Consider the following 22,581-nt stretch of genomic DNA (forward strand, 5'->3'; position numbering starts at 1 on the left):
TAGGGGAGAATGGATATAAGCGCGACTGGATACGGATGATCATCGCCAGCAGCTCCGTACTAACTTTAATTCGCCGCCACTTTTCATAACAGCAGGTTGAGCAGGAACTTGCAACGGTTTTTCCAATCATTGCGGATATGCGGATATAAAGAAAAAGAACTGCACATTGGCAGTTCATGTCATTTCATTTATTGAGATTAAGTCTGATATGGTTATACTGCCTGAGATATGCTGCTGGCTGAGCCGCGCCAGAATAATTCTTTTAATCGCGGACGCTGCGCTGGTGAAGCGCATTGCTCAGAGATCAGCTTGCATGCGAGATGGCATGCTTGTTCCATAGTCGCTTCCGAGCCGGCGGTAATGAGCAGACCACGGGAATCGATATAGGCAATCAGCATCTCATCCGCATGGAGGGTGCTTTTCAACCGCAGGGGAGATTCGGGATGATTCAATTCATCTTGACTGTAAATCAGTATACTGTGCTCGGGAAACAGGGCAGGTTCAACAAACCGGACATGGCACTGTTCCACTGAACGTTGTGTAAGCGATACCAACACTTGCTGCAACGCGAAGATGGATTGCTGTCTTACAATGCTTGTGCTTGGAGCCGAATAAATGGTTGTCATATGGTATCCTCCTTGCTGCTGTCATCTCAGACAACTGCCTATCTGAAAGATTACCCGTATTTTATCAGACTGAAACGAAAAAACAAGCGAACGGGATGTGGCACATTTGCGACATTTGATCGCCTGAAATGGCTTTATCCCGTTCTAGAGGTTAGAACGTGTCCTGTGTCCACGCGACTAGCTCGAAAGCGACGAGGCGCGACGTACAATCTGCGATCGGCGTTGATTCAGCCAAGACATGGCTAACGTCCATAGCGGTAAGCTCCATAAGAAGACAGCATATGGCGCATATGAGTGAACGGGAACGTCCAATATGGTGCCGCATAGCACAGCAAGCATGTTCCAAGGGATTATTGCCGCAAAAACAAGCGCGGTATCAGCCACGACCCGGGATAATTGCTCCTTCGGGAACCGATCGGACCAGAGTGGGAGCACGCTTCGTCCCGCCATCATGATAGGCAACGTCTGAGTACAGGAGACGAGGGCCAGCGCGAGTCCGTACAGACCGACGCGGGTTGTCGCTCCGGACATCGAAGTGTTCTCTCCGATAAATGCGGCCATATACGGCTCCAGGCTTCGCGTCGATTCCAAAATCCCATTAAACGCCCCGGCCAGCGCGATTAGCAAGACAAGCTCAATGATGGGCAGCACCCCCTTTGTATGCAGAGAAGGAAGTGCGGCATTTCCGTACCCGAAGAGCATCCCGTTCAGCCAGGCGGATGGTTCGGTTCCTTGCAGCCAAGAGCCGATAATGATCGCCGTCACGATGGCCAGCATGAAGGCATAGCGCGTCTTCCAACGCAGCAAAATCGCAACGATTAAAGCCGCTGCGGGTAAGATGAGCCACGGACTGAATGTGAAGCTGCTGCGGAATTCCTCCATTCGCAAGGCCTCGGCTGGCACCGACCAGCCTCCTGCGATGTCAAATAGGACAAAGATGACCGTGGCGGTTGCCAAGCCGAGCAGCGTCGTGGGAACAAGCGCCGGATACTGGCGTCCGACGGTCGTTCCGGTCGAATCGGCGACGAGGCGATGCGTGCTCGAAAACGGAGAGGTGCGGTCTCCGACGAATGCTCCCGAGACTAACGCCCCGGCCATCAGCGGCAACGGCACTCCGGCGATTGCCGCTACGCCCATCATTGGAATGCCGACGGCGCTGAGCGTTCCGGTCGAAGTGCCGAGCAGCATGGAGAAGAGGGCAGAGAACCAGAACGTCAGGGTCGTCATGAAGGCGGGAGCCATCCACTGCAATCCTTGTTCAATCAGGTACGGAATCGTGCCGCTTAAGGTCCATACCGGAATCATCAGTCCGACCATTATGAGAATCCAGATGACCTCTATCGTATGCTTGGCGCCATCGCGCATGTACCTGAAGAGAACGGGCCAAGCAGTGCCTTGCCGCCGAGAAAGGGCAGTCAGGCTGAAAAAGCCGGCGGCAAAGCCAATAATAAGTGGGAAATGCAATAAATAAGCTGTGGAAAGTCCCGCAATCGTTATAACAATGACGGTGAGTAGTTGGTGTTTCGTTAACATTACGGTAAGGCATCTCCTGTCTTCATGTCTCTGATGAAGTTGATGCAATTAGAAGGTGCGTATGAAGAAACGCGAATCATGCGATGATGTCATGCAGCTAGCGGGACTGGGCTTGTAACCAACTGGCCGTAGCATCCAGCGCCGCTTCCAATTCCGGAGTTGTGCCTTGGAACGGGTGGACGGCGTTGAAGGTGTGTCCGCCGCCTTCAATTGTAATCCATTCTGCTGCTGGGTAACTCGCAACGAGACGGGCCGATCCGTCACGGAAGCCGGGCAGGTCATCCGAGCCTTGAATGAGCGCCATAGGAAAAGAGGCGGAGGCAGTGCGGCCAATTAGGTCATACCGCTCGCGGTTGGCTTCCAAGTCATCGAGCATGACACGGTCAAGCGGCAGCGCTTCGCCGGTGCGGGCATTGACGACCTTCGAACGCCCGGATGTTCGCATCTCGTGCTTCTGCTCTGCGGTGAACAAATCCATATTGGTTACACCGTTCCATGTAATGACGCCTGCGATCTCCTCTGGATGATCGAGCGCATAGAGCAAGCAGCTTGCTCCGCCGCGGCTATGTCCCAGCAGGTAGACAGGCGCTTCCAGGCCTATGCGACGGCCGGGAGCGGCCTGCTGCAACCATTCATTGAAATCCCCGCCAGTGATCCACTGAAGCAAAGCAGTCAGATCCTCCTGCTCCCGCTCATACGTGTTGACGGCGAATCGTTCCAGCTCATCGAAGCGGTCGAGCGATGGACCGACACCGTTATATGTAAAATTGAAGGTGATCGTGAGCAGGCCGCTTCGCTCCGCCAATTGTTCCGCCGCATAGGGGAACATGCCCCAGTCTTTAAAGCCTTTGTAGCCGTGAGTGATAATAAGCACGCCCTGCTTCTTCTGCTGCTCCGGAATAAATACGTCTCCACGCAACGTGCGTTGTTCCTTCCAACTTTTTTCAAAAGAATGTCTCATTAATCCTACCTCCTTGCTAGTACAATATTCACGCCTCATTGTAACATAGAACAGCCGCAATGAAGCATGCAACTCCTAATGTAAAGATTATTTAATGTGCGGTTATCTCTACTTGCGCAATGAGCGAATCCAAGCTTGACACGTGCATATACGGAGTGTACTATGTGTACTAGTTGAAGTAGTACACTATTCGTGCCGCGAAATGAACGGAGAAAGGAGGATGTCATGTTTCGTTTGCAAGAGCGAAGTACCACACCAATATATGAACAGATTGTGGAGCAGATGAAAGCTCTAGTCGCTAAAAACGTGATGCAGCCCGGGGAAAAAGTGCCTTCGGTGCGGGAATTGTCCTCCATGTTGGTCGTAAATCCGAACACGGTTAGCAAAGCGTATCAGGAGTTGGAGCGTCAGGGCGTCATTGAAACGCTGCGGGGCAAAGGCACATTTATAGCGGAACCCGCTGCTCCGCCCATGGCAGAAGAGAGGATGACGAAGTTGAAGGATGAAGTGAACCGCATTGCTGTAGAAGCGAAGCATTTAGGCCTTGAACGGGAGGAGTTCATTGATATGGTCGAACAAGCATGCGAGGTATGGTGGAGGGATGACGAATCATGATGCAAGTGGAAGCGATACATAAGGCGATTGATGGCAGGCCGATATTGCGGGGCATCAGCTTTACGATTGAGCCCGGCCGCATAATGGGCCTCGTCGGACGCAACGGGACGGGTAAAACGACACTGATGCGGACGCTGGTCGGCATATACGATCCGGATCAGGGGAGCGTTGCCTTTGAGGGAATGGACATACATAAGTATCCGGAGCTGAAGCGGGATGTTGTATTTGTCCCGGATGCGCCCGTGGCGCTTGAGGCGTATACGATTCGGGAATGCGCCGCTTGGTATGGGCAGATTTATCCGAGCTTCGATCTGTTTTACTTTACCGAGGCGATGGAACGGTTCAAGCTGCCGATGAATAAACGGGTCCGCACGTTGTCCAAGGGGATGAAGATGCTGTTCAGCACGGCGCTTGGCTTGTCGACGAAGGCCCGCCTCATTCTGTTCGACGAGCCGACGAACGGAGTCGATGCCGTAGCCAAGAAGCAGCTATTGAGCCTCATCGTCGAATCGCTGCGCAAGGATTCCTCTATTCTCATTTCGTCGCACATGCTGAACGAGCTGGATCGGATCGCGGATACCGTCGTGCTGCTGCGGGATGGCCGGACGGATGAGACATGGGACTTGGAGCAATTGCGTCAACACATGAAAAAGCTGCAGGTCGTCTTTACGGCGACAGAACCGCCTGCTTGGCTGGCAAGGGAGGATGTATTCGTGCTGCAGCAGGTAGGCCGCGTGTATACCGTCATGCTGGAGTCGGACGAGGCGTTTACTGCGCTGAAACGTGAGGAGCCAATGCTCATCGACGAGCTGCCGCTCTCGCTGGAAGATTGGTTCATGTGGAAATCGGGAGGTGACGGCGATGCAGCGTAGTATTTTTGTGCGGGCGTTGTGGTGGAAGGAATATCGACAGACGCGGGTGCTGCTGTGGTTGATGATGATTGCCGGCTTTTTCTCAACGGCTTACCTGCACATGCGGGAGGTGTGGTTTGCTTCCCCGCAGGTCATTGTGGGACTAGTGGAGTATTTGGCAAAAACTCAGGAGACGAATTGGCTGCTGCACAGAAACTATGGCGGTTTTATGCTGCTGCTTGTGCTCGGAGGTTTTTTGCTGTCATTGTGGCAGCTCGGCCATGAGCGCCGCAATCAGATGAGCGAGCAGACGTTTGCGCTTCCTTATCCACGGTGGGTTATCTACGTGACAAAATGGTTGGTTAGTGTCGCTTATATCGTGTTTGTCGTTACGGCCAGCGTAGCATTGGATATACTCGTACTCAAGCTGTCGCAGGTGGGAGCATACGTGCATGTCATAGATTTTATCGGTCGCGGCTTTCACATTATCTTCGTCACGGTGGCGGCCTACACATTTACGTTGTTCATCGGCTCCTTTACGGGGACTTGGACGTTGCAAGCGGCGCTTTCCATTATCAGCTTGTTCTTGTATGAATTTTTTACTCTCATGCTGCAGCAACTTCTGTATATCTTCATGATTACGCCAATATACATGGAACTTCGATTGCGCGGAACGTTCTGGGAAAAGTTCAATTTAACGAATTGGGTATTCCATGAGGGCGGCAATTATCCATACGCGTTCGTCGGAGTCGTCTCCTTGCTGCTGTTCATCGCGGGCATGGTGCTCTATTCGCGTAATTCGCTTGAAAACAATGGCAAGCTGGTGCTTTTTCCAATCATTGAGAAGCTGTTCATCGTCGGATTTGTATTATGTGCGGCATTGTTTAGCGGCAATTTGAGTTATGACACGCTTTATCCCGGACGCCTCGGATATGCGGCAGGCGCAGGGCTTGGCACCATCATCGGCTATATCATCATCCGCACATTGACGCGCATGCGTGTACGAACTTAGCGTGATATAGCGTGAACAACGAGTGCAGGGTGGTAATTGAGACAATGGTGCAGGAGGTAATGCCATGAAGAACGCAGATGCCGTACTTCAACTCAGAAATGTAACCAAGAAAATTGGGAAGCGCACGATTGTGGATCAGGTGTCCTTTGACGTTCCGGCAGGAGAAGTGTTTGGCTTTCTCGGGCCGAACGGGGCAGGCAAGACGACGACGATCCGCATGATAGTGGGCTTGATTGCAATGACCGCAGGGGAAATTTATGTGAAAGGCATTTCCGTGAATAAGCAGTTCGAGCGCGCGATGACCCATATCGGTGCGATTGTGGAAAACCCAGAGATGTATAAGTTTCTTACCGGTTATCAAAACTTAGTTTATTTTGCGCGACGGCATACCGGCGTGACGACCGAACGAATTAATGAAGTCGTGAAGCTTGTCGGTCTGCAGAATCGGATTCACGAGAAAGTGAAGCGTTATTCGCTTGGCATGCGGCAGCGGCTCGGCGTTGCGCAGGCGCTGCTGCATAGACCCTCTGTCCTTATCCTGGACGAGCCGACGAACGGGCTTGATCCGGCGGGAATACGCGAGCTCCGCGACTATTTGCGCACCCTTGCGCGGCAGGAGGGGATAGCCGTCATCGTCTCGTCTCATTTGCTATCTGAAATGGAGCTGATGTGCGACCGGATCGCCATTATCCAAGCTGGAAAACTGATAGATGTTCGCTCTATGAATGATCTGAAGAATAGGGTTGCCCATCGCATCATCGTTGAAGTCGAAGAGCCTGAGCCGACGAAAGAGGTTCTGACTGCAATGCTGCCTGATATCGCCATGGCTGTACAAGCCGGACAATTGGAGATTACGGCAGGCCGCGATCGGATTCCGGAATTAACGAGAGCGTTAGTGCAAGCGGAAATTGACGTATACGGCATTCGGACGGCGAATCAATCGCTGGAGGATCGATTCTTGGAGCTGACAAGGGGGGAGCAAATTGTCTAATTTCTACAGACTCATTCAGAACGAGAATATGAAAATAGTTCGTCGTCCCCGTACATGGGCCATGGTGGGTGTTCTAATTTTTGCTCTCCTGTTACTGACAGCGATTTTGAAAATTGATCAAAATCCCAATATTCAAAACAACAATTGGAAGCAGCATCTTACAGAGACGAATCAACGGCTGCAGCAGCAGATAGATGAGAATAGCGCTGATGCAAGCCCGGACATGAAGCTCAAACTGGAAGGCGAGATTAACAAAAATCTATACTATATGGAACACAATGTGAACCCATACGAAGTGACGATATGGAGTGTAGTGAATGGTTCATCCAGTTTGATGGTTCTGATCACGCTCTTAACCGTTATTGTAGCGGCAGATATGCTCGCAGCCGAGTATTCATGGGGGACGATCAAGCTGTTGCTTGTCGGCCCGGCTTCCCGCACTAAAATACTGCTCAGCAAATACATATCTACACTCCTATTCACGCTATTTTTGCTCGTGCTGAACTTCGTAGTATCTTTTGCGCTGGGGGGGATTCTTGAAGGATTTGGAGAGATCTCTCGACCCGCCCTTACGATTGGCGCTGGCGGAGCGGTGGAGGAAGGCTCGATGCTAATTGCTATTCTGCAAAATTATGGATTCAAAACGATAGAGCTGATTATGTATGTGACGATGTCGTTTATGATTTCCGCCACTTTCCGCAGCTCTTCCATGGCGATAGCCTTCTCGTTGCTGTTTATGCTCATCGGCAATACGCTCGTCAATATTTTAAGCAAATTCGAGTGGGTAAAATATTTGTTGTTCGCTAACGTCAATCTAAGCCAATATGCGAACGGCACACCGGTTCGCCCGGACATGACGATGCTCTTCTCAGTCTGCGTTTTGCTGGTCTACTTTGTCGTATTTCATCTTATTTCTTGGGTCGTATTTACGAAAAGGGATGTTGCAGGGTAAGTGATTGGAGCGCTGTAAAATATAGCTTAAGATTTTATAAATAGAGAAGCAAGTTGAGATAGGTCGGCGGGAGTGGTCATTGGTGGAAGCAGACATGGCATTCCTCTATATTATAATTACACTTATCGTGTGCTGGATTTCGGTGAACTGGCTGCACCGGAAGTGCACGAAGGGGCGGCTTGCACTAACGATTGCGCTGCTATGTTTGTTGGTGGCGCTAATTGCCATGCAGGCTCCGTTGGAATACGTGATGATGAAGATTCAGGGCAGCGTGGACCTAATCAAGGCGTTCTATCTACTGGATAGTCTGCTGGGGCAGGCCTCGATGGGATAGAACAGACAAGAGCGGGCGGGAGCTGAAGGATACCAGCTCCCGCCCGCTCTGGCGTTTAGCCTAATACGCGGCGGAGCACACGCTCGGTGCGTGCAGCGATGTCGCGGACGTCGTCTGGCGTGGCGCATAGCGGCAGCCAGTAGTACAGGGTGTCACCGAGCGGGCGGAGGATGAGTCCCTCCTCGAAGCCCGCCTCGTACATGGCCGCCCCGATGCGCCGCTCGGGCGGGAAGGGGTGGCGGCGTTCGGCATCCTCGTACAGGTCGAACGCCGCCACGAGCCCGAGCTGCCGCACATCGGCAACGTGTGGCAGCTGGGCGATGCCGCCGAGCGCTTCGGCGAGCGCGGCAATGGTGTCTTGTGCCTGTTCGAGGGTGCGTTCCTCCTCGAACAGGCGCAAGGAAGCCAAGGCCACGGCGCAGGCCACCGGGTTCCCGGTGAAGCTGTGCCCGTGGAAAAATGTCTTCTGCGTCGCGTAATCGTCATAGAACGCGTCGTAAATGTCATCGGTGCACAGCGTGGCGGAGAGCGGCATAATGCCAGCGGTCAGCCCTTTGCTCAAGCACATGATGTCGGGGCTGACCTCTGCATGCTCGCAGGCGAACATCTTGCCCGTCCGCCCGAAGCCAGTCGCCACTTCGTCAGCGATGAGATGGACGCCGTGCGCCGTGCACAGCTCGCGCAAGCCTTGCAAGTAGGCAGCGGGCGTCATGATCATGCCGCCCGCGCCCTGCAGCATCGGCTCCACGATGAAGCCGGCCAGCGTGTCCGCTTCGCGCTCGAACAGCTCGCGCACCTTCGCCAGTGCCGCTTCCGCCACCTCGCGTTCGCCTTCCGGACCGGCCGCGCGCGCCTGCCGCAGGTCCGGCGCCGGCATGCGGTGCGCGTGGAACAGGAGCGGCTTGAACAGCGAATGATAGAGCTGAACACCGCCGACGCTTACCGCGCCAAGCGTATCACCGTGATAGCTGCCGTCCAAGAAGACGAACTTCGTCTTCGACGTGCGGCCGATCTGCTGCCAATATTGGAATGACATCTTGATCGCCACTTCCACCGCGGTGGAGCCGTTGTCCGAGTAGAACACTTTGTTCAGCCCCGCAGGCGTGATGTTTACGAGTTGTTCCGCCAGCTCGATGCCCGGGGCGTGTGTCAGCCCGCTGAACATGATGTGGTCGAACTGATCCAGCTGCTGTCGAATCGCTTCCTTAATCCGCGGATGGCCGTGTCCGTGCAGATTGCACCACCATGACGACACTGTATCGTAGAATCGCCGTCCATCGGCATCATATATATAGATGCCCTCCGCTTTTTCAATGAGCACATGATCACGATCAGCGTAATCCTTCATTTGGGTGAACGGATGCCAGACGTAAGACCGGTCCTTGCATAGCAGCTCCTGCTTTATCGTTTCCTTCATTTTGTGCCAGCTCCCTTGCAAATATCTCGATTAACGAGTCCACAATGTTAACCTATTAGTATACAAAATAGATTAACAAAAGTTTTTCGCACTAGCAATCCCCCGCTCGGTGCTGCAGCAGGATGAAATCCTCGGTCCGCAGCATGAATAGAAGATTGGTCTCGGGGAGGATCGCGATTTCGTTCGACAGGCGCTTCAGGCTGACAAGGAGCCGATGTATGCTCATAGTACGGTTCAATAAGGGGGTAAACCTCTTATAGAGAGATGAGAAGGAGGCGTGATCCAGTGGCACGGATCATTTACGAAATCGATCATGTCAGTCAACTGTATAAGCGGGGCAAAGTAAAGGCGAACGTCGATATTACGTTACAGGTGCAGGAGGGAGAAATTCTGGGCGTACTCGGCCCGAACGGCGCAGGCAAATCAACATTAATCAAGCAGATGATCGGGCACTTGCAGCCGACGGAGGGGAAAGTGTCGTTCTACGGAACAGATGTGGTTCAACAGACGAGGCGTGTGGCGCAGCAGGTCGCTTACTATTCACAAGAACCGCACGTATTGGCATCACTCAAAGTGCAAGAGGCGCTGGTGTTCACCGGAAGACTGCGGGGAATGACCAAGCTGGAGGCTGAACGTCAGGCCGAGGAACTATTAGAAATGATGGGAATGACTGAATTGCGCCGGAAGCAGCTCAAGCATCTATCCGGCGGTCAGCGGCGGATGATCGGCATAGGGACGGTTATGATCGGCAGCCTGCCAGTCATGATCCTGGATGAACCGACGAATGAATTGGATCCGGCGAACCGGCGTCTTGTCTGGAATCTCATCAAGGAGCGCAACTTGCAGGGCGCTACAGTCATTCTAGTCACGCACAACGTGCTGGAAGCCGAACAAGTCGTCGATCGGGTGGCCGTCATCAATCACGGCCGGCTGCTTGCGATCGATGCCGTTGCGAAGCTGAAGCAGAAGGTGGACCAACGCCTGAAGTTCGAGCTGATTACGGAATTCGGTCGAAGAGAAGAGGCGGCAGCAGCGATGAGGCAGTGGGGACATCTTCATATTAATGGAGAGAATCGGCTTATCCTCTTGGTGGATAAAGAATCGGCGAGTCAGGTGCTCGATTATATCGTTCATTTTCCAGAACTGCCCATTGAGGAATACGCTGTGAAGCCGCCGAGCCTCGAAGATGTTTATTTCCATATCGACGGTCAGGCAGAACGGGAGGCGAGTGGCGCATGAATCCAGCAATGAATCCGAAGCAAGCCTCGGCAGCCGCTGCGATAAGTGGTCCCGGGCGCATCTGGACGGAGCTGTCCATCCTGTTTCGCATCCAATTCGCCATCGTGCGGGATAGCTGGGTCTGGGTCGTTCTGATGGCGACCATGTTTCCGTTGACGACGACACTGTTTATGTCGTTTTTCGCCGACAATCCGAGCGAAGAGATGATGATTCGCATCATAGCGGGCAATCTCATCTTCGGTGTCATCGTGATGGGGATGAACGGCATGGGACAAGAAATTTCATGGCAGAAGCATCAGGGCCACTTCACGTATTATGCTTCGCTGCCGATCTCCAAGCTGAACTTTGTGCTCGCTAATTTGCTTCGCGGGCTTATGAATACGCTCCCGTCCTTCATTATTCTGGCTATGATTGGGCAATGGGGCTATGGCATCGAATTTCATTACTCATGGGGGCTTCCGGTTGTCGTCATCCTCTCGCTGGCGAGTGTCGTCGGCATCGGTGTATGCATCGGCTTCTGGTCGCCGAATCACCAGCTTACGAACATGCTGGTGCAGGCCCTGATGATGTTCGTCACTTTTCTGTCTCCCGTCATGGTAGACATTCAGCAGCTTCCCGTGCCTCTGCAGTGGCTGTCTTATCTGTTTCCCACCACGTATGCAGCTGACGCGATGCGGAACGTGCTCTTGGCCGGATGGTCCACCGGCGTTATGTTGGACTGCGTCGTCTTGCTCGCCTATAGCGTCGTGACGATCTTCGTCATCAACAATCTGGTCAAATGGCGGATCGGCGAATAGCGCATGAATGGGGAGCGGGCCGAGCCGAACCGCCGCTTCCCTCCGTACTTGATTCTCATGCTGCGGCAGTTGTATGCTCTGTATTAGTGCGTGTACAAAAGGGACTATCGAAATCCTCGCTTTTGCTAATGGATTTACGACATCCGGATGATAGGAAGGGAAGAAGCAGCGTTATGATTTATGGAATCGGGCATGACATATTGGAGTTGGATCGGGTAACCCGCCTTCTGAACGGCAAGAGTAAAGACCGCTTCCTGCAGCGGGTGCTGACACCGGCGGAGCTTGCGGTGCTCAAGCAACGGGGAACGCGTATGGCAGAATGGGTGGCGGGCCGATTCGCGGTGAAGGAAGCGGTCGTCAAAGCGTTCGGTACAGGAATAGGCCGCACGATCGGCTTCCTTGATATCGAGGTGCTGCCCGATGCGCATGGCAAACCGCACGCGTGTGTAAGCGAAGCGGCCTGGAACCGCCTCGGCCTGCCCAGCGACTCCTATCACATTCACGTCAGCATCTCGCACCAGCCAAGCCTTGCTTCGGCACAGGCCATCGTTGAGCATCGGCAACGTGCTGCACGCAGCGGAGATGACAGCAGCGCACCCGCCGCACTCTGAATGGAAGCGGGTCAGAGCCGGGTAAGAGGCAGTCGAGATTCGCACGACAATCGGATAGAAGAAGTCCCGTTCCCCGCATGAGGAGCGGGACCGGTATGTCTGGAAATCGGAATCCTATTCGTTCAAATAAGTTATCACGCGGCTTTGGATGAATTGGACCACCTCATCCAGCGATTTTTGCCCCGCATAGTACATCTTCGCTTTATCCGCTACGATGCGCATCACTTTGTCATCGCTGCGCACAAGCGTATTCGCCTGTTCAATGAGATGACGGTACGTCTCATACACCTCCGCGCTCATTTCGACCAGAGCTTCGCCCCATTTGGCCGTGACCGTACTAGTCTTGATTTGCTCTACCGTTTTGCCGAATTGTTCGTTATACGCTTTCTTGTTCATCGGCATATCACTAAGTTCAGGCGACTGCTGCCTCTCGTCGGGTAACAGGAGCTTCAGGAAATCCCAAGCTTCCTTCTACGCAGCAGCTCCGCGTAATTGTCCCATCTGACGAAATACCTTTCCTGCGAACCATCCTGCACGGAGTACACCATTCTCATTGCAAAGGGGGATAATATAAAACAGCATAAAGCCGAATAAACTGGGGGCGAGAAAGGCGAGCGCGATGACGGAATCGCGGCGCAGCTTGTGTTGCAATCTCATAATGCATCCTCCATAATGGGTGGTAATTCATTCGCTTGCAGACAACAGCATAACTTCCTTAAGTGACAACTGCGTGTCACATCGGCATGCAGCGGCCGAAAAATATGGCCTAGCTTAGAAGGCGTGCAGGATATAAAAAATCCTGATGACGGACGGAAAGGAGTTTGCTGGCGAACATATGGAGCATACGATTCTCGTCGTGGATGACGAGCAGCTAATACGTGAATTGATAGCGGACTATTTGGAAGATGAAGGATATGAAGTGATGCAAGCGGCAGATGGAGCGGAAGCCGTCTGTCTCCTGCGACAGCGGGCAGTGGACCTGGTCGTCTTGGATGTGATGATGCCGGGGAAGAACGGATTCGAGGTGTGTGAAGACATCCGTTCCTTTTCGAATGCGGTCATCGTCATGCTGACCGCCAAAGCGGAAGAGGAAGACAAGCTGACCGGTTATGGGAGCGGGGCCGACGATTATGTTACGAAGCCGTTCAGCCCGAAGGTGCTGGCGGCGAAGATACGAGTGCTGCTGCAGCGCTGGAGTCATGCGGAACCGGCTAGCGGTGCGGAGGAGACGGGATTTGTTATCGACGAGGCGGCTTATGAAGTGCGGGTGAACGGATCCGTGCTGCCGTTGACGACGAAAGAATTCGAGCTGCTGCGCTGCTTGTCGCAGCATCCGAATCAAGCGCTTACACGCGATAGCATTTTGGACAAGGTATGGGGGATGGATCATTTCGGGGATGTCCGCACCGTGGACACGCACATTAAGCGGCTGCGCCGCAAGCTGGGCGAGCACGCGGAGCACATCGTAACCGTAAGGGGGAACGGGTACAAATACCGATGAAAAAGTCATTATTTGCGGGCAAACCGCGGCTTGCCGTCAAAATGTACTGGACGACAGCGATCGGATTTTTATTGTTCACCGCACTGTTCATGGTGCTGCAGCTTATTTTCTTCCAGCCGTACTCGTTGACGATGCGATCCAACCAACTGAAGAGTGAATTTCGAGACTTATACGACGAGCTCCATGGACAGCATATCGATAACAAATGGATGGCACGCGCCGCTTCCTTTGACGTGGATCACTACTCCTTGACGGGGGTGGTGGAGAAGCGGGGAAAGGACGTTCGAGTATTTTTGGGTGAACGTCCACAGCAGGCGGTCCGTCTGCGCAAGCAGGACGATCCGAACATTTATATTTTTCATACTTCGCCGGAGGCTCCTGTCATCCCAGGTATTCCAACGAAGATTACTCCTATCGCTCCTGTCACACCATACAAAGAAGTGGAGCTCATTCCAACAACGCCGGCATCCTGGTTCAGTCCAGATGCGATGCGGCTGAACTTCGTGCTGGAAGAGAAGCTGACCGACATGCTGAAGCTTTCGCTTGAAGACGGTCTTGCCGTCGAACTGTTCAAGCAAGGGGCGCTGGACGAGAAGAACGAGCGGATATGGGCGGCCATAGCTCCCCTTCCAGAAGAGAATGATGCCGAACGCTACATGATTACGGTATCCACGCTGCAGCCGGTCTCGGATGCCTCCTCGCTATTGGGTGGCTTCTATCGCTACTTCTACATTGCAGCGATTGCGCTGCTGCTCGGATTCGCGTTTTTGTTCACGCGCATGATTTCGCAGCCGCTCGTGAAGCTGAACGAGATGGCAAAGCGCTTGGCGCGCCTGGACTTCTCCGCGCGGACGGACATCAAGCGCGACGATGAAATCGGGGAGCTGGCGCATACGTTCGACTTCCTCGCGACCGAATTGAACGGCACGATGCAGGAGCTGCGCTCGGCGAACGAGCAGCTGCAGCGGGATATTGAGAAGGAGAAGCAGCTGGAGCGGCTGCGCAAGCGCTTTGTCGCCAGCGTATCGCACGAATTGAAGACGCCGGTCAGCCTGATTCAGGGTTATGCGGAAGCTTTGCGCGATAACGTGGGGCATGGGGCGAAGCGGGACAAATATGCTTCGGTCATCGTGAGCGAGTCAGAGCGCATGTCGCGGCTCGTCCATGATTTGCTCGACCTGTCGCAGCTCGAGAGCGGGAAGTTCCACTTGCAGTGGAGCGAAGTGTCGCTCCGGATGACATTGCGGATCGTTCTGCAGACGCTGGAGGCATTAACCGGGGATTGCCGCGTGACGATGTATTGGAATGTGCCGGAGGAAGAGGTATTCGTGCATTCGGATGAGCAGCGCTTGCAGCAAATTTTGACGAATGTGCTGACGAATGCGCTCCGCCACACGCCATCGGGCGGCCGCGTGGAAGTGCGCGTGCGATGGCCGCAAGACAACGCTGGTGATTGCGTGCAGGTTGAAGTGTATAACGAGGGCGAACCGGTGTCAGAGGAGCATCTGCCGCACATATGGGATGCGTTCTACCGAGCCGAGTCCTCGGGCAATCGAGCCTCAGGCGGCAACGGCATCGGGCTTTCGATCGTGAAGCATTTGCTGGAGAAGCACGGCAGCGTATATGCTATCCGCAATGTGGATGGCGGAGTGCTCGTTACGTTCACGCTGCCGGTATCGGATGCGGTGAGCGAGGAATAAAAGTGTGAGGCAGCCGATACGAGCCGTGTCGAGATTCTGGTTTTCTCGATGAGGCTGGTTTTTGGTACAATGGGAAGCAGGAGAAAACCGGACAAGCGGGGGAGTGTTGCAAAATGAACGGTTCGCGATGGATGCGGAGCAAAATGTACATCGTCGTATGGGCGGTGCTGGCGCTTTCGCTGCTGCTGCTCATTCAAGGAAATGGGAAGAAGGCGGTCTCCGGTGTCATTGTCGCCGGTATTGTGTTTGCCGTTGTTAAATATTTTGGTGCCAAGCAGGCCGAGCAATCGTCTGACCCACAGCAGCATAGCTATGGCATTCTCGTTATTTGCGAACAGGCCGATGATGAGGACGAGATTCAGCATGAGGAACTGCTCGATGAGATGTTTGCCGCGGGGAACGTGGACATCTCTTATCAATGCACAGCTAATGAGCTCAAGGAGTGGAATCCATCACTTGACGTGCTGCAGCTCCCTTGCTTCATGGTGTTGAATGGAAATAGCTCGGATGAACTTGAAGTTCTAGTTAAGCATCCGTTCTTTTACAGTTCCGATCACCGGGAAGTAATTCGGTTCATTCAAGAGAATAAGAAATAGCTATAAGTGCGTGTTCGCAAAGGGGACTTTTGAACAACCTCTATAAATACAATAATAGGCCGCACCTAAGAACGAGGTGTCGGCCTATCGCCATATAACGGACGGATGCATTTATTTCTTGCTTGCCAGCCATTCGGCAACTTTTTCGATGTCGGCTTCGTCAAGGCTCTTGCCGAGCGCCGGCATGCGTTCGCCGCCATTTTTGATCGTATTCACGATATCTTCCTTGCTCAACCGTTCGCCTACCTTCTGCAGATTAGAAGGCGCGCCCATCAGCCCTTGCATCTCATTGCCGTGGCATTGCATGCAGCGCTGCTTGTAGATGGCGACGGCGTCTTCCGGCCCTTCGAGCGCCTTGGAGCTTGAACTTCCTCCGCCCCCACACCCGGCAAGCATAAGGCCTGCAGCAAGCAATACGATTATGCTCAGCGTATAACGTGAAGATGTGCTTCGTCGAAGCATCACATATCCGCCCCTTTGTATCCAGTGCCCCAACGGGCATTGTCTATGATCTTGTATACAATATAGTATAGGAAGTTCTTCCAATCCAAAGCAAGGCGTAATGCGCATTGTTGCTAGAACGTTCACATCTCATAAGGGTTACAGCTTCATGCCCATGCGGCTCTTATAGCGTTTGATTAGAATTTGAGTTTCTACGCTCATAATGCCCGGCAAGACGTACATTTTCTCTTTCAGAAATTGCTCCATCTCGCGGTTCGTGGCAAATAAACCGTGCATATGCAGCTTGCTCGGACCAGTCATATGATAAAGGCTGGTCACGCAAGGCTCGCAAGCCAGCTCATCAGCCGCCTGCATCAAATATTTTGGCTCTACCTCCACGTTAAAAAAGGCGGATACGCCGATGCCGATTTTTTCCGGATTGATGACGATTGTGAATTTCTCTAGCACCCCTTCTTCCATTAGCGCATTCACCCGGGCTTGAACGGCGACCCGTGACAGGTTTACTTCTTTAGCCAAATCGGTATAGGAAATGCGGCTGTTCTCGTGGAGCAGCGATAAAATGGTTTTGTCAATCTCGTCAAGCGACGAAGCGGGAATGTCATACAGCGTGTGCATGCGCAGCACCTCCGGTTGGGAAAAGGGTTTGTTTACTGCTTGGTTGGACAATCACTAATGATTTGAAAATGGCCAGACATTCAACCAATTTTGCCAAGCGCAAAGCTTATCATGAGAATGAGGAATACCAGTGACGTAATTATGACATACAAATAATCTTTTTCCTTCAGAAAGACAAAAATCGAGACCGCGACGCGGAAGACCGGGGTCAATATCAATAGTGACAATCCGGCCATCATGATGGCATAGGCTTTACCTTCGACAAGCCCGGTCACAATTCCTGTCACCGTCGTAGGATAGGTCTGTTCCGGATAACCGCTCTGCCCGGTAATCAAAAACAGCAGCAAGCCCGTTACAATAACGGCCGCGCTGGTGAGGACGCCGATGCGCAAAAAGGTGCTGACAGCGGCTTCTACATCATAGATTTTCTCGTCTTTCGCCTGCTTTTTATTCATTGCTTCATTCATTACATACCACCCAATCCTTGTACAATCATTTGAACTGCGACATAGGCAAGTATAGGGATGAACAATTTGCGAATGGTCTTGTTCTTTAACCGCTGCATGATGCGCGCGCCAATCGTGGCTCCGGTCAGGACGCCAAGCGCGACAGGGGCCGCAATTCTGGGATCGATGTCTCCCCTGAATAAATATACGCCAGCGCTCGCCGCTGCCGTTACGCCCATCATCAGGTTGCTCGTGGCGCTCGATACTTTAAGCGGGAGCTTCATGAACATGTCCATCGCCATCACTTTGAAGCTGCCGCTGCCGATGCCAAGCAAGCCTGAGATGACGCCAGCTCCATACATGACGCCGAATCCCCCGTACGGGTTCGCGACATTGTAATGAACCTCTTGCTGCAGCGCCTTGTCGTAGTAATGGCTGTGCAGCTTGAGCTTAGTCGCCAGCGGATGAGGCTCTACATTTTCAGGCAGCTCACTCTTCGCTTTCTTTATCATAGCCAAGGCGGAATAGAGGAGCAGCAATCCGAAAATGACGTACAACCAATCGGGTGCGATGATGGCGCCGAGAAAGGCTCCCGTTATGGCGCCGACCGTAGTGGCGATTTCCAAGAACATGCCGACACGCAAATTCGTAATGCGGTCTTTGATATAGGCGATGGCCGATCCGCTCGAAGTAGCGATGACCGAAATGATGCTGGCTCCAATGGCATGATTGATGTCCACCCCGAACAACAAGGTAAGCGCCGGCGTCACGATAATGCCGCCACCCAGACCGAGCACGGAGCCGACGATACCGGCAAAGACGGAGATGAGTAAGATCTTTAGTGCAAAAAGCGTCAACATAGTTTCTCCCTTCCATGTTTATTCTCTGATGTGTCCATGACGAAATGAAATAAAAATAGATTAATTAGTTACGTTATTCATAAAAAATGGCACATCTTTATTTCATTATATATAACAAATTTGATTTTATCTTTCTTTTTGTAAAAAAATAATGACTTTTTTGTGCTTGTTCATTAATGGAAAGGATTGAACTAATCATAAAGGTTGTATATCGTTAATAGCATGAATGGTTTAGCATGTGCATTATTCATCATTATTCATCATTTGGAGTAGGGGAGGCCGTCATGGACGTACAGAAGCGTTATTTTAGCCGCGAGCTGTTGATATGGTATCGTGCCAATCGTAGAGACTTGCCTTGGCGGCGTCATAGCAATCCGTATTATACGTGGGTGTCCGAAATTATGCTGCAGCAGACGCGAGTCGAGACGGTAAAGCCGTACTTCGAACGGTTCATTTCGAAGTTTCCGACCGTTGAGGCGCTTGCTGATGCGCCGGAGGAAGAGGTGCTGAAGGCGTGGGAAGGGCTCGGCTACTATTCGCGTGCGCGCAATCTGCAGACGGCGGCCAAGGAAGTAAAGACGCAGTACGGCGGACAAGTTCCTGACGACAAGGCGAAGGTATCCGCGTTGAAGGGGATCGGGCCGTATACGTCTGGGGCCATTATGAGCATCGCGTTCAACCGCCCGGAGCCGGCGGTAGATGGCAACGTGATGCGGGTGCTGTCGCGCTATTTCCGCCTGCATGACGATATTGCGAAGCCGGCTACGCGCGCGCATATGGAGCATCTGGCCCAAGAGCTGATTCCGGAAGGGTGCGCTTCGGATTTCAACCAAGCGCTGATGGAGCTTGGGGCGCTTGTGTGCACGCCGAAATCACCTGCTTGCCTGCTGTGCCCGGTCATGGAGCATTGCGCGGGCCGCCTGGCGGGTGAAGAGCTCGTGCTTCCAGTAAAGACGAAGGCGAAGCCTCCTAAGCCGGAGCTTCGTTATGCGGCATTAATCGAAGGCACGGGCGAACATGCAGGCAAAGTGTTGGTCCGACAGCGACCGGCAACCGGATTGCTTGCAAAGATGTGGGAACTGCCGCATCTGCTCGTTCCGAAGCAGGCCGGACTCTTCGGGATGAACGAGGCCGAGGCGATGGATGTGCTGCGGGGCGGTTTACTTGCGGAAGGAATTGACGCGGTGCCGACCGCTAGATGGGTGGACGCGGAGCATACGTTCAGCCACATTCATTGGCAGATGCGTGTTTTCCGCTGCGAATTGCGGGAACTAATGGAACTGAAGGACAAGGAACGGACTGTCTATAAATGGACGGGGCTGGAAGAGATGGAGCATCTGGCGTTTCCAAATTTATTTTTGCGTATGTTAAAAGATTACTTTCAGTAACCTATTAAGCGACTTTATGAACAACCTCTTTCACGGAATTTCTTTCAGGGGAATAATTAAAGATTTGGTTGATTAATTAAAGGCGATTGTCCTGTTAGGGATGATTGCCCTTTTTTTTATTGCGCAAACGTTTACAATGAACATGATGATTGGTGAAAGCGTTATCTTTTTGGTTGGGCTTTTTTCCAATCTCGACGATAAATAGACAAAGACCATTTCCATGAGAAAAACATGCACAATGGACAACTTGGAGGGGGATTATAATGAAACGTTTGAAACCAACAGTTCTTTCCCGCAGCAACATGAAACGCAAATTTGCAGTATTGCTCAGTACGGCGATGCTTGCCGGGGCGCTCACCGGATTTGCCGGTCAGGCGCATGCCGCGCAGCCTCATTCGTCCCATTGGTATCCGGACACCTTGCTGGAGTGGTCGCCACAGACCGACAAGGATGCGGCATTCAACCGCAGCTCGGTGAAGCTGAATACCGAACGAGTGCAGGGCCATAAGGTGAATCCGAATGCAAAGACGGAGCCGAAGGTCATGGCGCTGGCGTCCATGTACAAAAATACGAGCGGCGCGCCGTCGCAAGGCAACGATCAGTTCCACGGCTATGCGTTCAGCTACTGGCAATATGTAGATAAACTCATTATGTGGGGCGGTTCAGCAGGTGAAGGATTGATTGTCCCTCCAAGCGCAGATGTCATTGATGCAGCCCATAAGAACGGCGTTCCGGTATACGGTACCGTATTCCTCCCGCAAACGGAGCATGGCGGCAAAATCGAATGGATGCGCGATCTGCTGCAGCAGAAGGAAGACGGCACATTCCCTGTCGCTGATAAGCTGATGGAAGTCGCCAAATATTACGGCTTCGACGGCTGGTTCATCAACCAAGAGACACAGGGCGGAACGCCGGAAGACGCACAGAACATGCAGAAATTTTTGAAATATATGCAAAAAATCAAGCCGTCCAACATGGACGTCGTCTGGTACGACTCTATGATCAAAGAGGGGCCGGTGAAATGGCAAGGCGCGCTTACGGACAAGAACAGCATGTTCCTCCAAGATGGGGAAGAGCGTGTGGCTGATCACATGTTCATCGACTTCCGTTGGCAATTTAAAAAAGAAGGCAAATATGATTACGTCACACCATTCCAGAACTCACCGCAGGCAGCAGATGGCTTGAAGCGCGATCCGTATGAACTGTATGCCGGTATGGATTTGGAAGGCGGCGGCGGTTATCAAGGCGAATATAATTTCCCTGTCCTGTTCCCAGAAGGCGGCAAAGCAGTAACATCGCTCGGACTCTATCGTCCAGATTGGGCGTTCAATACGTCCAAGACGAACGAGGAGTTCATGGAGAAGGATCAGATTCTCTGGGTAGGGGAGAACAAGAATCCAGCGGATACCGTGGAAAATGGTAAAGCATGGCGCGGTATTGCAAACGATATCGTAGACAAGACGGTTATTACAAAAGCGGATTTCATTACCCATTTTAATACAGGAAACGGCAACCATTTCAGCGTATTTGGCAAAACGGTACGCGACCGTGAATGGTTCAATCGCAGTCTGCAAGATATACTGCCAACTTGGCGTTGGATGGTGGATGAGCAAGGACAAAAGCTCACGCCAAGCTTTGACTTCGACAAATCGTTCTATGGCGGCAGCTCGCTGAAGCTTAAAGGAACGATCGCGCCAGAAGCGACGTCGAACGTGAAGCTGTTCAAGACCGATATTGCAGCAACATCTGCGTTGCAATTGTCGCTTATTTATCAAGCAAATGAAAGCGAGTCTGCCGACATGAATATCGGTGTAGCTCTAGAGGGGGCACCTGATGAGTACAAGATCGTGAAGCCGGCGTCTGCGAAAGCAGTCGGCGCAAAAGGTGACTGGACGCGTGCAGTCTACGACTTAAGCCCGTATGCAGGCAAAAAGATTGTTGGGGTATCCGTTCAAGTGGAAGGCAAAACAGGGGATAACCTGTACTCCGTCAACTTAGGTGAGCTTGCCATACGAGATCTGAACGAGAAAGTGGCGCCAGTAGGTCAGGTGTCTGATCTGAAGATGATAGAGAATGATTTCCGTGACGGCATTTATGCTGATGCGCGTCTGTCGTGGAGCCCGTTAGGCGACGATGTGGTGTACTATCAAGTGTACCGTGTTATGCCGGACGGTTCCCGCGAGTTCGTCGGTGCGACAGGCAACCACCATTACTATGTGTCCGAAATGAAGCGCAGCGGCATGGAGCAAGCGACACAGCTCGCAGTCGTGCCGGTCAACCGTCACTATGACGAAGGCCGTGCGGCTATGCAATCGTTCGAATGGCCGGCATATCCGACGCCGACGGCGGACTTTGAAGCCGACATGACGTTCGTAGCGCCAGGCGAAGCGGTGCAATTGACGGACAAATCGACTGAAGTCACAACGGAATGGGAATGGAGCTTCCCTGGCGGTACGCCTGCTTCCAGCACGGAACGCCATCCGAAGGTGAGCTATGCGGAGGAAGGCACGTATGAGATTACACTGAAAGCGAAAAATGCGGTCGGCGAAGATGTGATGTTGAAGTCCAAGCTGATTACAGTATCCAAAGAAGCGGCATTCCGCTCGGAGGATTTAGCGATCGGCTCGAAGACGGAAGCGTCCAGCTTCGTGAACGATAGCGAAGCGCCGCAATATGCTGTTGATGGTGAAATGAGCACGAAATGGTGCGCTGTCGGAAGCGATGAGCATTGGCTGACAGTTGACCTCGGCAAAGCACACGACATTACCCAGTTCGTCGTTGATCATGCGGAAGCGGGCGGCGAGTCGCCGGCCTTCAATACACGCGAATTCAAGATTCAACTTAGCGATGACGGCAAGAACTGGACTGATACCGTAACCGTGACCGACAACGAAAAAGGGATAAGCAAGCACGCGATTGCGAAGACGGAGGCGCGCTATGCCCGCCTCGTCATCGAGAAGCCGACGCAGGGTGGAGATACGGCGGCCCGCATTTATGGCTTTGAGGTGCTCGGCTTGAAGAACAAGCCAGAAGCGAAGTAAGACTGTAATGTAGATCGTACACATAAGAGGCAG

General features: G+C 52.6%; 25 protein-coding genes. 14 read left to right on the plus strand and 11 right to left on the minus strand.

The genetic code is table 11. The features are described 5' to 3' along the window. Positions 1 to 212 precede the first annotated feature (212 nt). From A372_RS0102975 to A372_RS0102985, 3 genes are all read right to left on the minus strand, one after another. Positions 213 to 626 (minus strand): hypothetical protein, encoded by a 414-nt coding sequence (locus A372_RS0102975; protein WP_019419354.1) that lies wholly within the window; start codon positions 624 to 626, stop codon positions 213 to 215. 177 nt (positions 627 to 803) lie between these two features. Then, a complete protein-coding gene (locus tag A372_RS0102980; RefSeq protein ID WP_019419355.1) occupies positions 804 to 2,159 on the minus strand; it encodes a Na+/H+ antiporter NhaC family protein in 1,356 nt (451 codons plus the stop codon). Between the two features lie 97 nt (positions 2,160 to 2,256). Beyond that, the gene (locus A372_RS0102985; RefSeq protein WP_019419356.1) at positions 2,257 to 3,120 is read right to left on the minus strand and encodes an alpha/beta hydrolase family protein; all 864 of its coding nucleotides are present in this window, start codon (positions 3,118 to 3,120) and stop codon (positions 2,257 to 2,259) included. 225 nt (positions 3,121 to 3,345) lie between these two features. Here A372_RS0102985 and A372_RS0102990 point away from each other — a divergent pair, with 225 nt between their 5' ends. The 6 genes from A372_RS0102990 (at position 3,346) to A372_RS0103015 (ending at position 7,875) form a co-directional block, all read left to right on the plus strand. Then, complete coding sequence (locus A372_RS0102990) at positions 3,346 to 3,735, plus strand: GntR family transcriptional regulator (protein WP_019419357.1); 390 nt, start codon at positions 3,346 to 3,348, stop codon at positions 3,733 to 3,735. Next, positions 3,732 to 4,607, plus strand: a complete 876-nt coding sequence (locus A372_RS0102995; protein ID WP_019419358.1) for an ABC transporter ATP-binding protein — start codon at positions 3,732 to 3,734, stop codon at positions 4,605 to 4,607. The genes A372_RS0102990 and A372_RS0102995 overlap by 4 nt, the downstream gene beginning before the upstream one ends. After that, the gene (locus A372_RS0103000) at positions 4,597 to 5,598 is read left to right on the plus strand and encodes a hypothetical protein (protein ID WP_019419359.1); all 1,002 of its coding nucleotides are present in this window, start codon (positions 4,597 to 4,599) and stop codon (positions 5,596 to 5,598) included. The genes A372_RS0102995 and A372_RS0103000 overlap by 11 nt, the downstream gene beginning before the upstream one ends. A 64-nt stretch (positions 5,599 to 5,662) precedes the next feature. After that, a complete protein-coding gene (locus A372_RS0103005; protein WP_019419360.1) occupies positions 5,663 to 6,589 on the plus strand; it encodes an ABC transporter ATP-binding protein in 927 nt (308 codons plus the stop codon). Beyond that, positions 6,582 to 7,541, plus strand: a complete 960-nt coding sequence (locus A372_RS0103010) for an ABC transporter permease (RefSeq protein ID WP_019419361.1) — start codon at positions 6,582 to 6,584, stop codon at positions 7,539 to 7,541. Before A372_RS0103005 ends, A372_RS0103010 begins: the two co-directional genes overlap by 8 nt. A gap of 82 nt (positions 7,542 to 7,623) precedes the next feature. After that, positions 7,624 to 7,875: a hypothetical protein gene (locus A372_RS0103015; protein ID WP_019419362.1), complete on the plus strand. Its 252-nt coding sequence runs from the start codon at positions 7,624 to 7,626 to the stop codon at positions 7,873 to 7,875. Between the two features lie 55 nt (positions 7,876 to 7,930). On the opposite strand, the gene bioA is transcribed toward A372_RS0103015, so the two are convergent. After that, complete coding sequence (gene bioA, locus A372_RS0103020) at positions 7,931 to 9,292, minus strand: adenosylmethionine--8-amino-7-oxononanoate transaminase (protein ID WP_019419363.1); 1,362 nt, start codon at positions 9,290 to 9,292, stop codon at positions 7,931 to 7,933. Between the two features lie 91 nt (positions 9,293 to 9,383). Continuing rightward, positions 9,384 to 9,530, minus strand: a complete 147-nt coding sequence (locus A372_RS37125) for a hypothetical protein (RefSeq protein WP_157259406.1) — start codon at positions 9,528 to 9,530, stop codon at positions 9,384 to 9,386. 47 nt (positions 9,531 to 9,577) lie between these two features. On the opposite strand from A372_RS37125, the gene A372_RS0103030 reads away from it, so the two are divergent. From A372_RS0103030 to acpS, 3 genes are all read left to right on the plus strand, one after another. After that, positions 9,578 to 10,531 (plus strand): ABC transporter ATP-binding protein, encoded by a 954-nt coding sequence (locus tag A372_RS0103030; RefSeq protein WP_019419365.1) that lies wholly within the window; start codon positions 9,578 to 9,580, stop codon positions 10,529 to 10,531. After that, positions 10,528 to 11,328 (plus strand): ABC transporter permease, encoded by an 801-nt coding sequence (locus A372_RS0103035; RefSeq protein ID WP_019419366.1) that lies wholly within the window; start codon positions 10,528 to 10,530, stop codon positions 11,326 to 11,328. The genes A372_RS0103030 and A372_RS0103035 overlap by 4 nt, the downstream gene beginning before the upstream one ends. Before the next feature lie 173 nt (positions 11,329 to 11,501). Then, a complete protein-coding gene (gene acpS / locus A372_RS0103040) occupies positions 11,502 to 11,939 on the plus strand; it encodes a holo-ACP synthase (protein ID WP_019419367.1) in 438 nt (145 codons plus the stop codon). 114 nt (positions 11,940 to 12,053) lie between these two features. On the opposite strand, the gene A372_RS0103045 is transcribed toward acpS, so the two are convergent. Continuing rightward, positions 12,054 to 12,335 (minus strand): hypothetical protein, encoded by a 282-nt coding sequence (locus A372_RS0103045; protein ID WP_157259407.1) that lies wholly within the window; start codon positions 12,333 to 12,335, stop codon positions 12,054 to 12,056. 75 nt (positions 12,336 to 12,410) lie between these two features. After that, entirely contained in the window at positions 12,411 to 12,596 is a 186-nt protein-coding gene (locus A372_RS0103050; RefSeq protein ID WP_019419369.1) for a hypothetical protein, read from the minus strand. A 145-nt stretch (positions 12,597 to 12,741) separates the two neighbouring features. Between A372_RS0103050 and A372_RS0103055 the strand changes: the two genes are divergently transcribed. From A372_RS0103055 to A372_RS0103065, 3 genes are all read left to right on the plus strand, one after another. Then, entirely contained in the window at positions 12,742 to 13,440 is a 699-nt protein-coding gene (locus A372_RS0103055) for a response regulator transcription factor (RefSeq protein WP_019419370.1), read from the plus strand. Then, positions 13,437 to 15,140 (plus strand): sensor histidine kinase, encoded by a 1,704-nt coding sequence (locus A372_RS0103060; RefSeq protein ID WP_019419371.1) that lies wholly within the window; start codon positions 13,437 to 13,439, stop codon positions 15,138 to 15,140. The genes A372_RS0103055 and A372_RS0103060 overlap by 4 nt, the downstream gene beginning before the upstream one ends. Before the next feature lie 113 nt (positions 15,141 to 15,253). After that, positions 15,254 to 15,736, plus strand: coding sequence for a hypothetical protein (locus A372_RS0103065; protein ID WP_019419372.1), 483 nt, complete (start codon positions 15,254 to 15,256; stop codon positions 15,734 to 15,736). Positions 15,737 to 15,847: 111 nt separating this feature from the next. On the opposite strand, the gene A372_RS0103070 is transcribed toward A372_RS0103065, so the two are convergent. The 4 genes from A372_RS0103070 to A372_RS0103085 all read right to left on the minus strand — a co-directional run bounded on the left by A372_RS0103070 (position 15,848) and on the right by A372_RS0103085 (position 18,119). Further along, a complete protein-coding gene (locus tag A372_RS0103070; RefSeq protein ID WP_019419373.1) occupies positions 15,848 to 16,198 on the minus strand; it encodes a c-type cytochrome in 351 nt (116 codons plus the stop codon). 138 nt (positions 16,199 to 16,336) lie between these two features. Then, on the minus strand, positions 16,337 to 16,813 hold the full coding sequence (locus A372_RS0103075) for an Lrp/AsnC family transcriptional regulator (protein WP_019419374.1): 477 nt from the start codon (positions 16,811 to 16,813) through the stop codon (positions 16,337 to 16,339). A gap of 80 nt (positions 16,814 to 16,893) precedes the next feature. Further along, positions 16,894 to 17,280: a DUF1634 domain-containing protein gene (locus A372_RS0103080; protein WP_019419375.1), complete on the minus strand. Its 387-nt coding sequence runs from the start codon at positions 17,278 to 17,280 to the stop codon at positions 16,894 to 16,896. Continuing rightward, complete coding sequence (locus tag A372_RS0103085) at positions 17,280 to 18,119, minus strand: sulfite exporter TauE/SafE family protein (RefSeq protein WP_019419376.1); 840 nt, start codon at positions 18,117 to 18,119, stop codon at positions 17,280 to 17,282. The genes A372_RS0103080 and A372_RS0103085 overlap by 1 nt, the downstream gene beginning before the upstream one ends. Before the next feature lie 284 nt (positions 18,120 to 18,403). Between A372_RS0103085 and mutY the strand changes: the two genes are divergently transcribed. Together mutY and A372_RS0103095 are read left to right on the plus strand one after the other, a co-directional pair. Next, positions 18,404 to 19,507 carry an A/G-specific adenine glycosylase gene (gene mutY / locus A372_RS0103090; protein ID WP_019419377.1) on the plus strand — a complete coding sequence of 368 codons (1,104 nt, stop codon included), beginning with the start codon at positions 18,404 to 18,406 and terminating at the stop codon, positions 19,505 to 19,507. Between the two features lie 263 nt (positions 19,508 to 19,770). Continuing rightward, entirely contained in the window at positions 19,771 to 22,548 is a 2,778-nt protein-coding gene (locus A372_RS0103095) for an endo-beta-N-acetylglucosaminidase (protein ID WP_019419378.1), read from the plus strand. Positions 22,549 to 22,581 lie beyond the last annotated feature (33 nt).

It is taken from the genome of Paenibacillus sp. OSY-SE, assembly GCF_000283315.1.
Lineage (GTDB): Bacteria > Bacillota > Bacilli > Paenibacillales > Paenibacillaceae > Paenibacillus_B > Paenibacillus_B profundus.

Coding starts and splice junctions, on each gene's coding strand:
- A372_RS0102975 (WP_019419354.1), bottom strand. CDS start 626: ATGACAACCATTTATTCGGCTCCAAGCACAAGCATTGTAAGACAGCAA.
- bioA (WP_019419363.1), bottom strand. CDS start 9,292: ATGAAGGAAACGATAAAGCAGGAGCTGCTATGCAAGGACCGGTCTTAC.
- A372_RS0102990 (WP_019419357.1), top strand. CDS start 3,346: ATGTTTCGTTTGCAAGAGCGAAGTACCACACCAATATATGAACAGATT.
- A372_RS0103085 (WP_019419376.1), bottom strand. CDS start 18,119: ATGTTGACGCTTTTTGCACTAAAGATCTTACTCATCTCCGTCTTTGCC.
- A372_RS0103060 (WP_019419371.1), top strand. CDS start 13,437: ATGAAAAAGTCATTATTTGCGGGCAAACCGCGGCTTGCCGTCAAAATG.
- A372_RS0103050 (WP_019419369.1), bottom strand. CDS start 12,596: ATGAGATTGCAACACAAGCTGCGCCGCGATTCCGTCATCGCGCTCGCC.
- A372_RS0103080 (WP_019419375.1), bottom strand. CDS start 17,280: ATGAATGAAGCAATGAATAAAAAGCAGGCGAAAGACGAGAAAATCTAT.
- A372_RS0103035 (WP_019419366.1), top strand. CDS start 10,528: ATGAATCCAGCAATGAATCCGAAGCAAGCCTCGGCAGCCGCTGCGATA.
- A372_RS0103045 (WP_157259407.1), bottom strand. CDS start 12,335: ATGAACAAGAAAGCGTATAACGAACAATTCGGCAAAACGGTAGAGCAA.
- A372_RS0103070 (WP_019419373.1), bottom strand. CDS start 16,198: ATGCTTCGACGAAGCACATCTTCACGTTATACGCTGAGCATAATCGTA.
- A372_RS0102985 (WP_019419356.1), bottom strand. CDS start 3,120: ATGAGACATTCTTTTGAAAAAAGTTGGAAGGAACAACGCACGTTGCGT.
- A372_RS0103095 (WP_019419378.1), top strand. CDS start 19,771: ATGAAACGTTTGAAACCAACAGTTCTTTCCCGCAGCAACATGAAACGC.
- A372_RS0103005 (WP_019419360.1), top strand. CDS start 5,663: ATGAAGAACGCAGATGCCGTACTTCAACTCAGAAATGTAACCAAGAAA.
- A372_RS0103065 (WP_019419372.1), top strand. CDS start 15,254: ATGAACGGTTCGCGATGGATGCGGAGCAAAATGTACATCGTCGTATGG.
- A372_RS0103075 (WP_019419374.1), bottom strand. CDS start 16,813: ATGCACACGCTGTATGACATTCCCGCTTCGTCGCTTGACGAGATTGAC.
- A372_RS0103000 (WP_019419359.1), top strand. CDS start 4,597: ATGCAGCGTAGTATTTTTGTGCGGGCGTTGTGGTGGAAGGAATATCGA.
- A372_RS0102980 (WP_019419355.1), bottom strand. CDS start 2,159: ATGTTAACGAAACACCAACTACTCACCGTCATTGTTATAACGATTGCG.
- mutY (WP_019419377.1), top strand. CDS start 18,404: ATGGACGTACAGAAGCGTTATTTTAGCCGCGAGCTGTTGATATGGTAT.
- A372_RS0102995 (WP_019419358.1), top strand. CDS start 3,732: ATGATGCAAGTGGAAGCGATACATAAGGCGATTGATGGCAGGCCGATA.
- acpS (WP_019419367.1), top strand. CDS start 11,502: ATGATTTATGGAATCGGGCATGACATATTGGAGTTGGATCGGGTAACC.
- A372_RS0103055 (WP_019419370.1), top strand. CDS start 12,742: ATGACGGACGGAAAGGAGTTTGCTGGCGAACATATGGAGCATACGATT.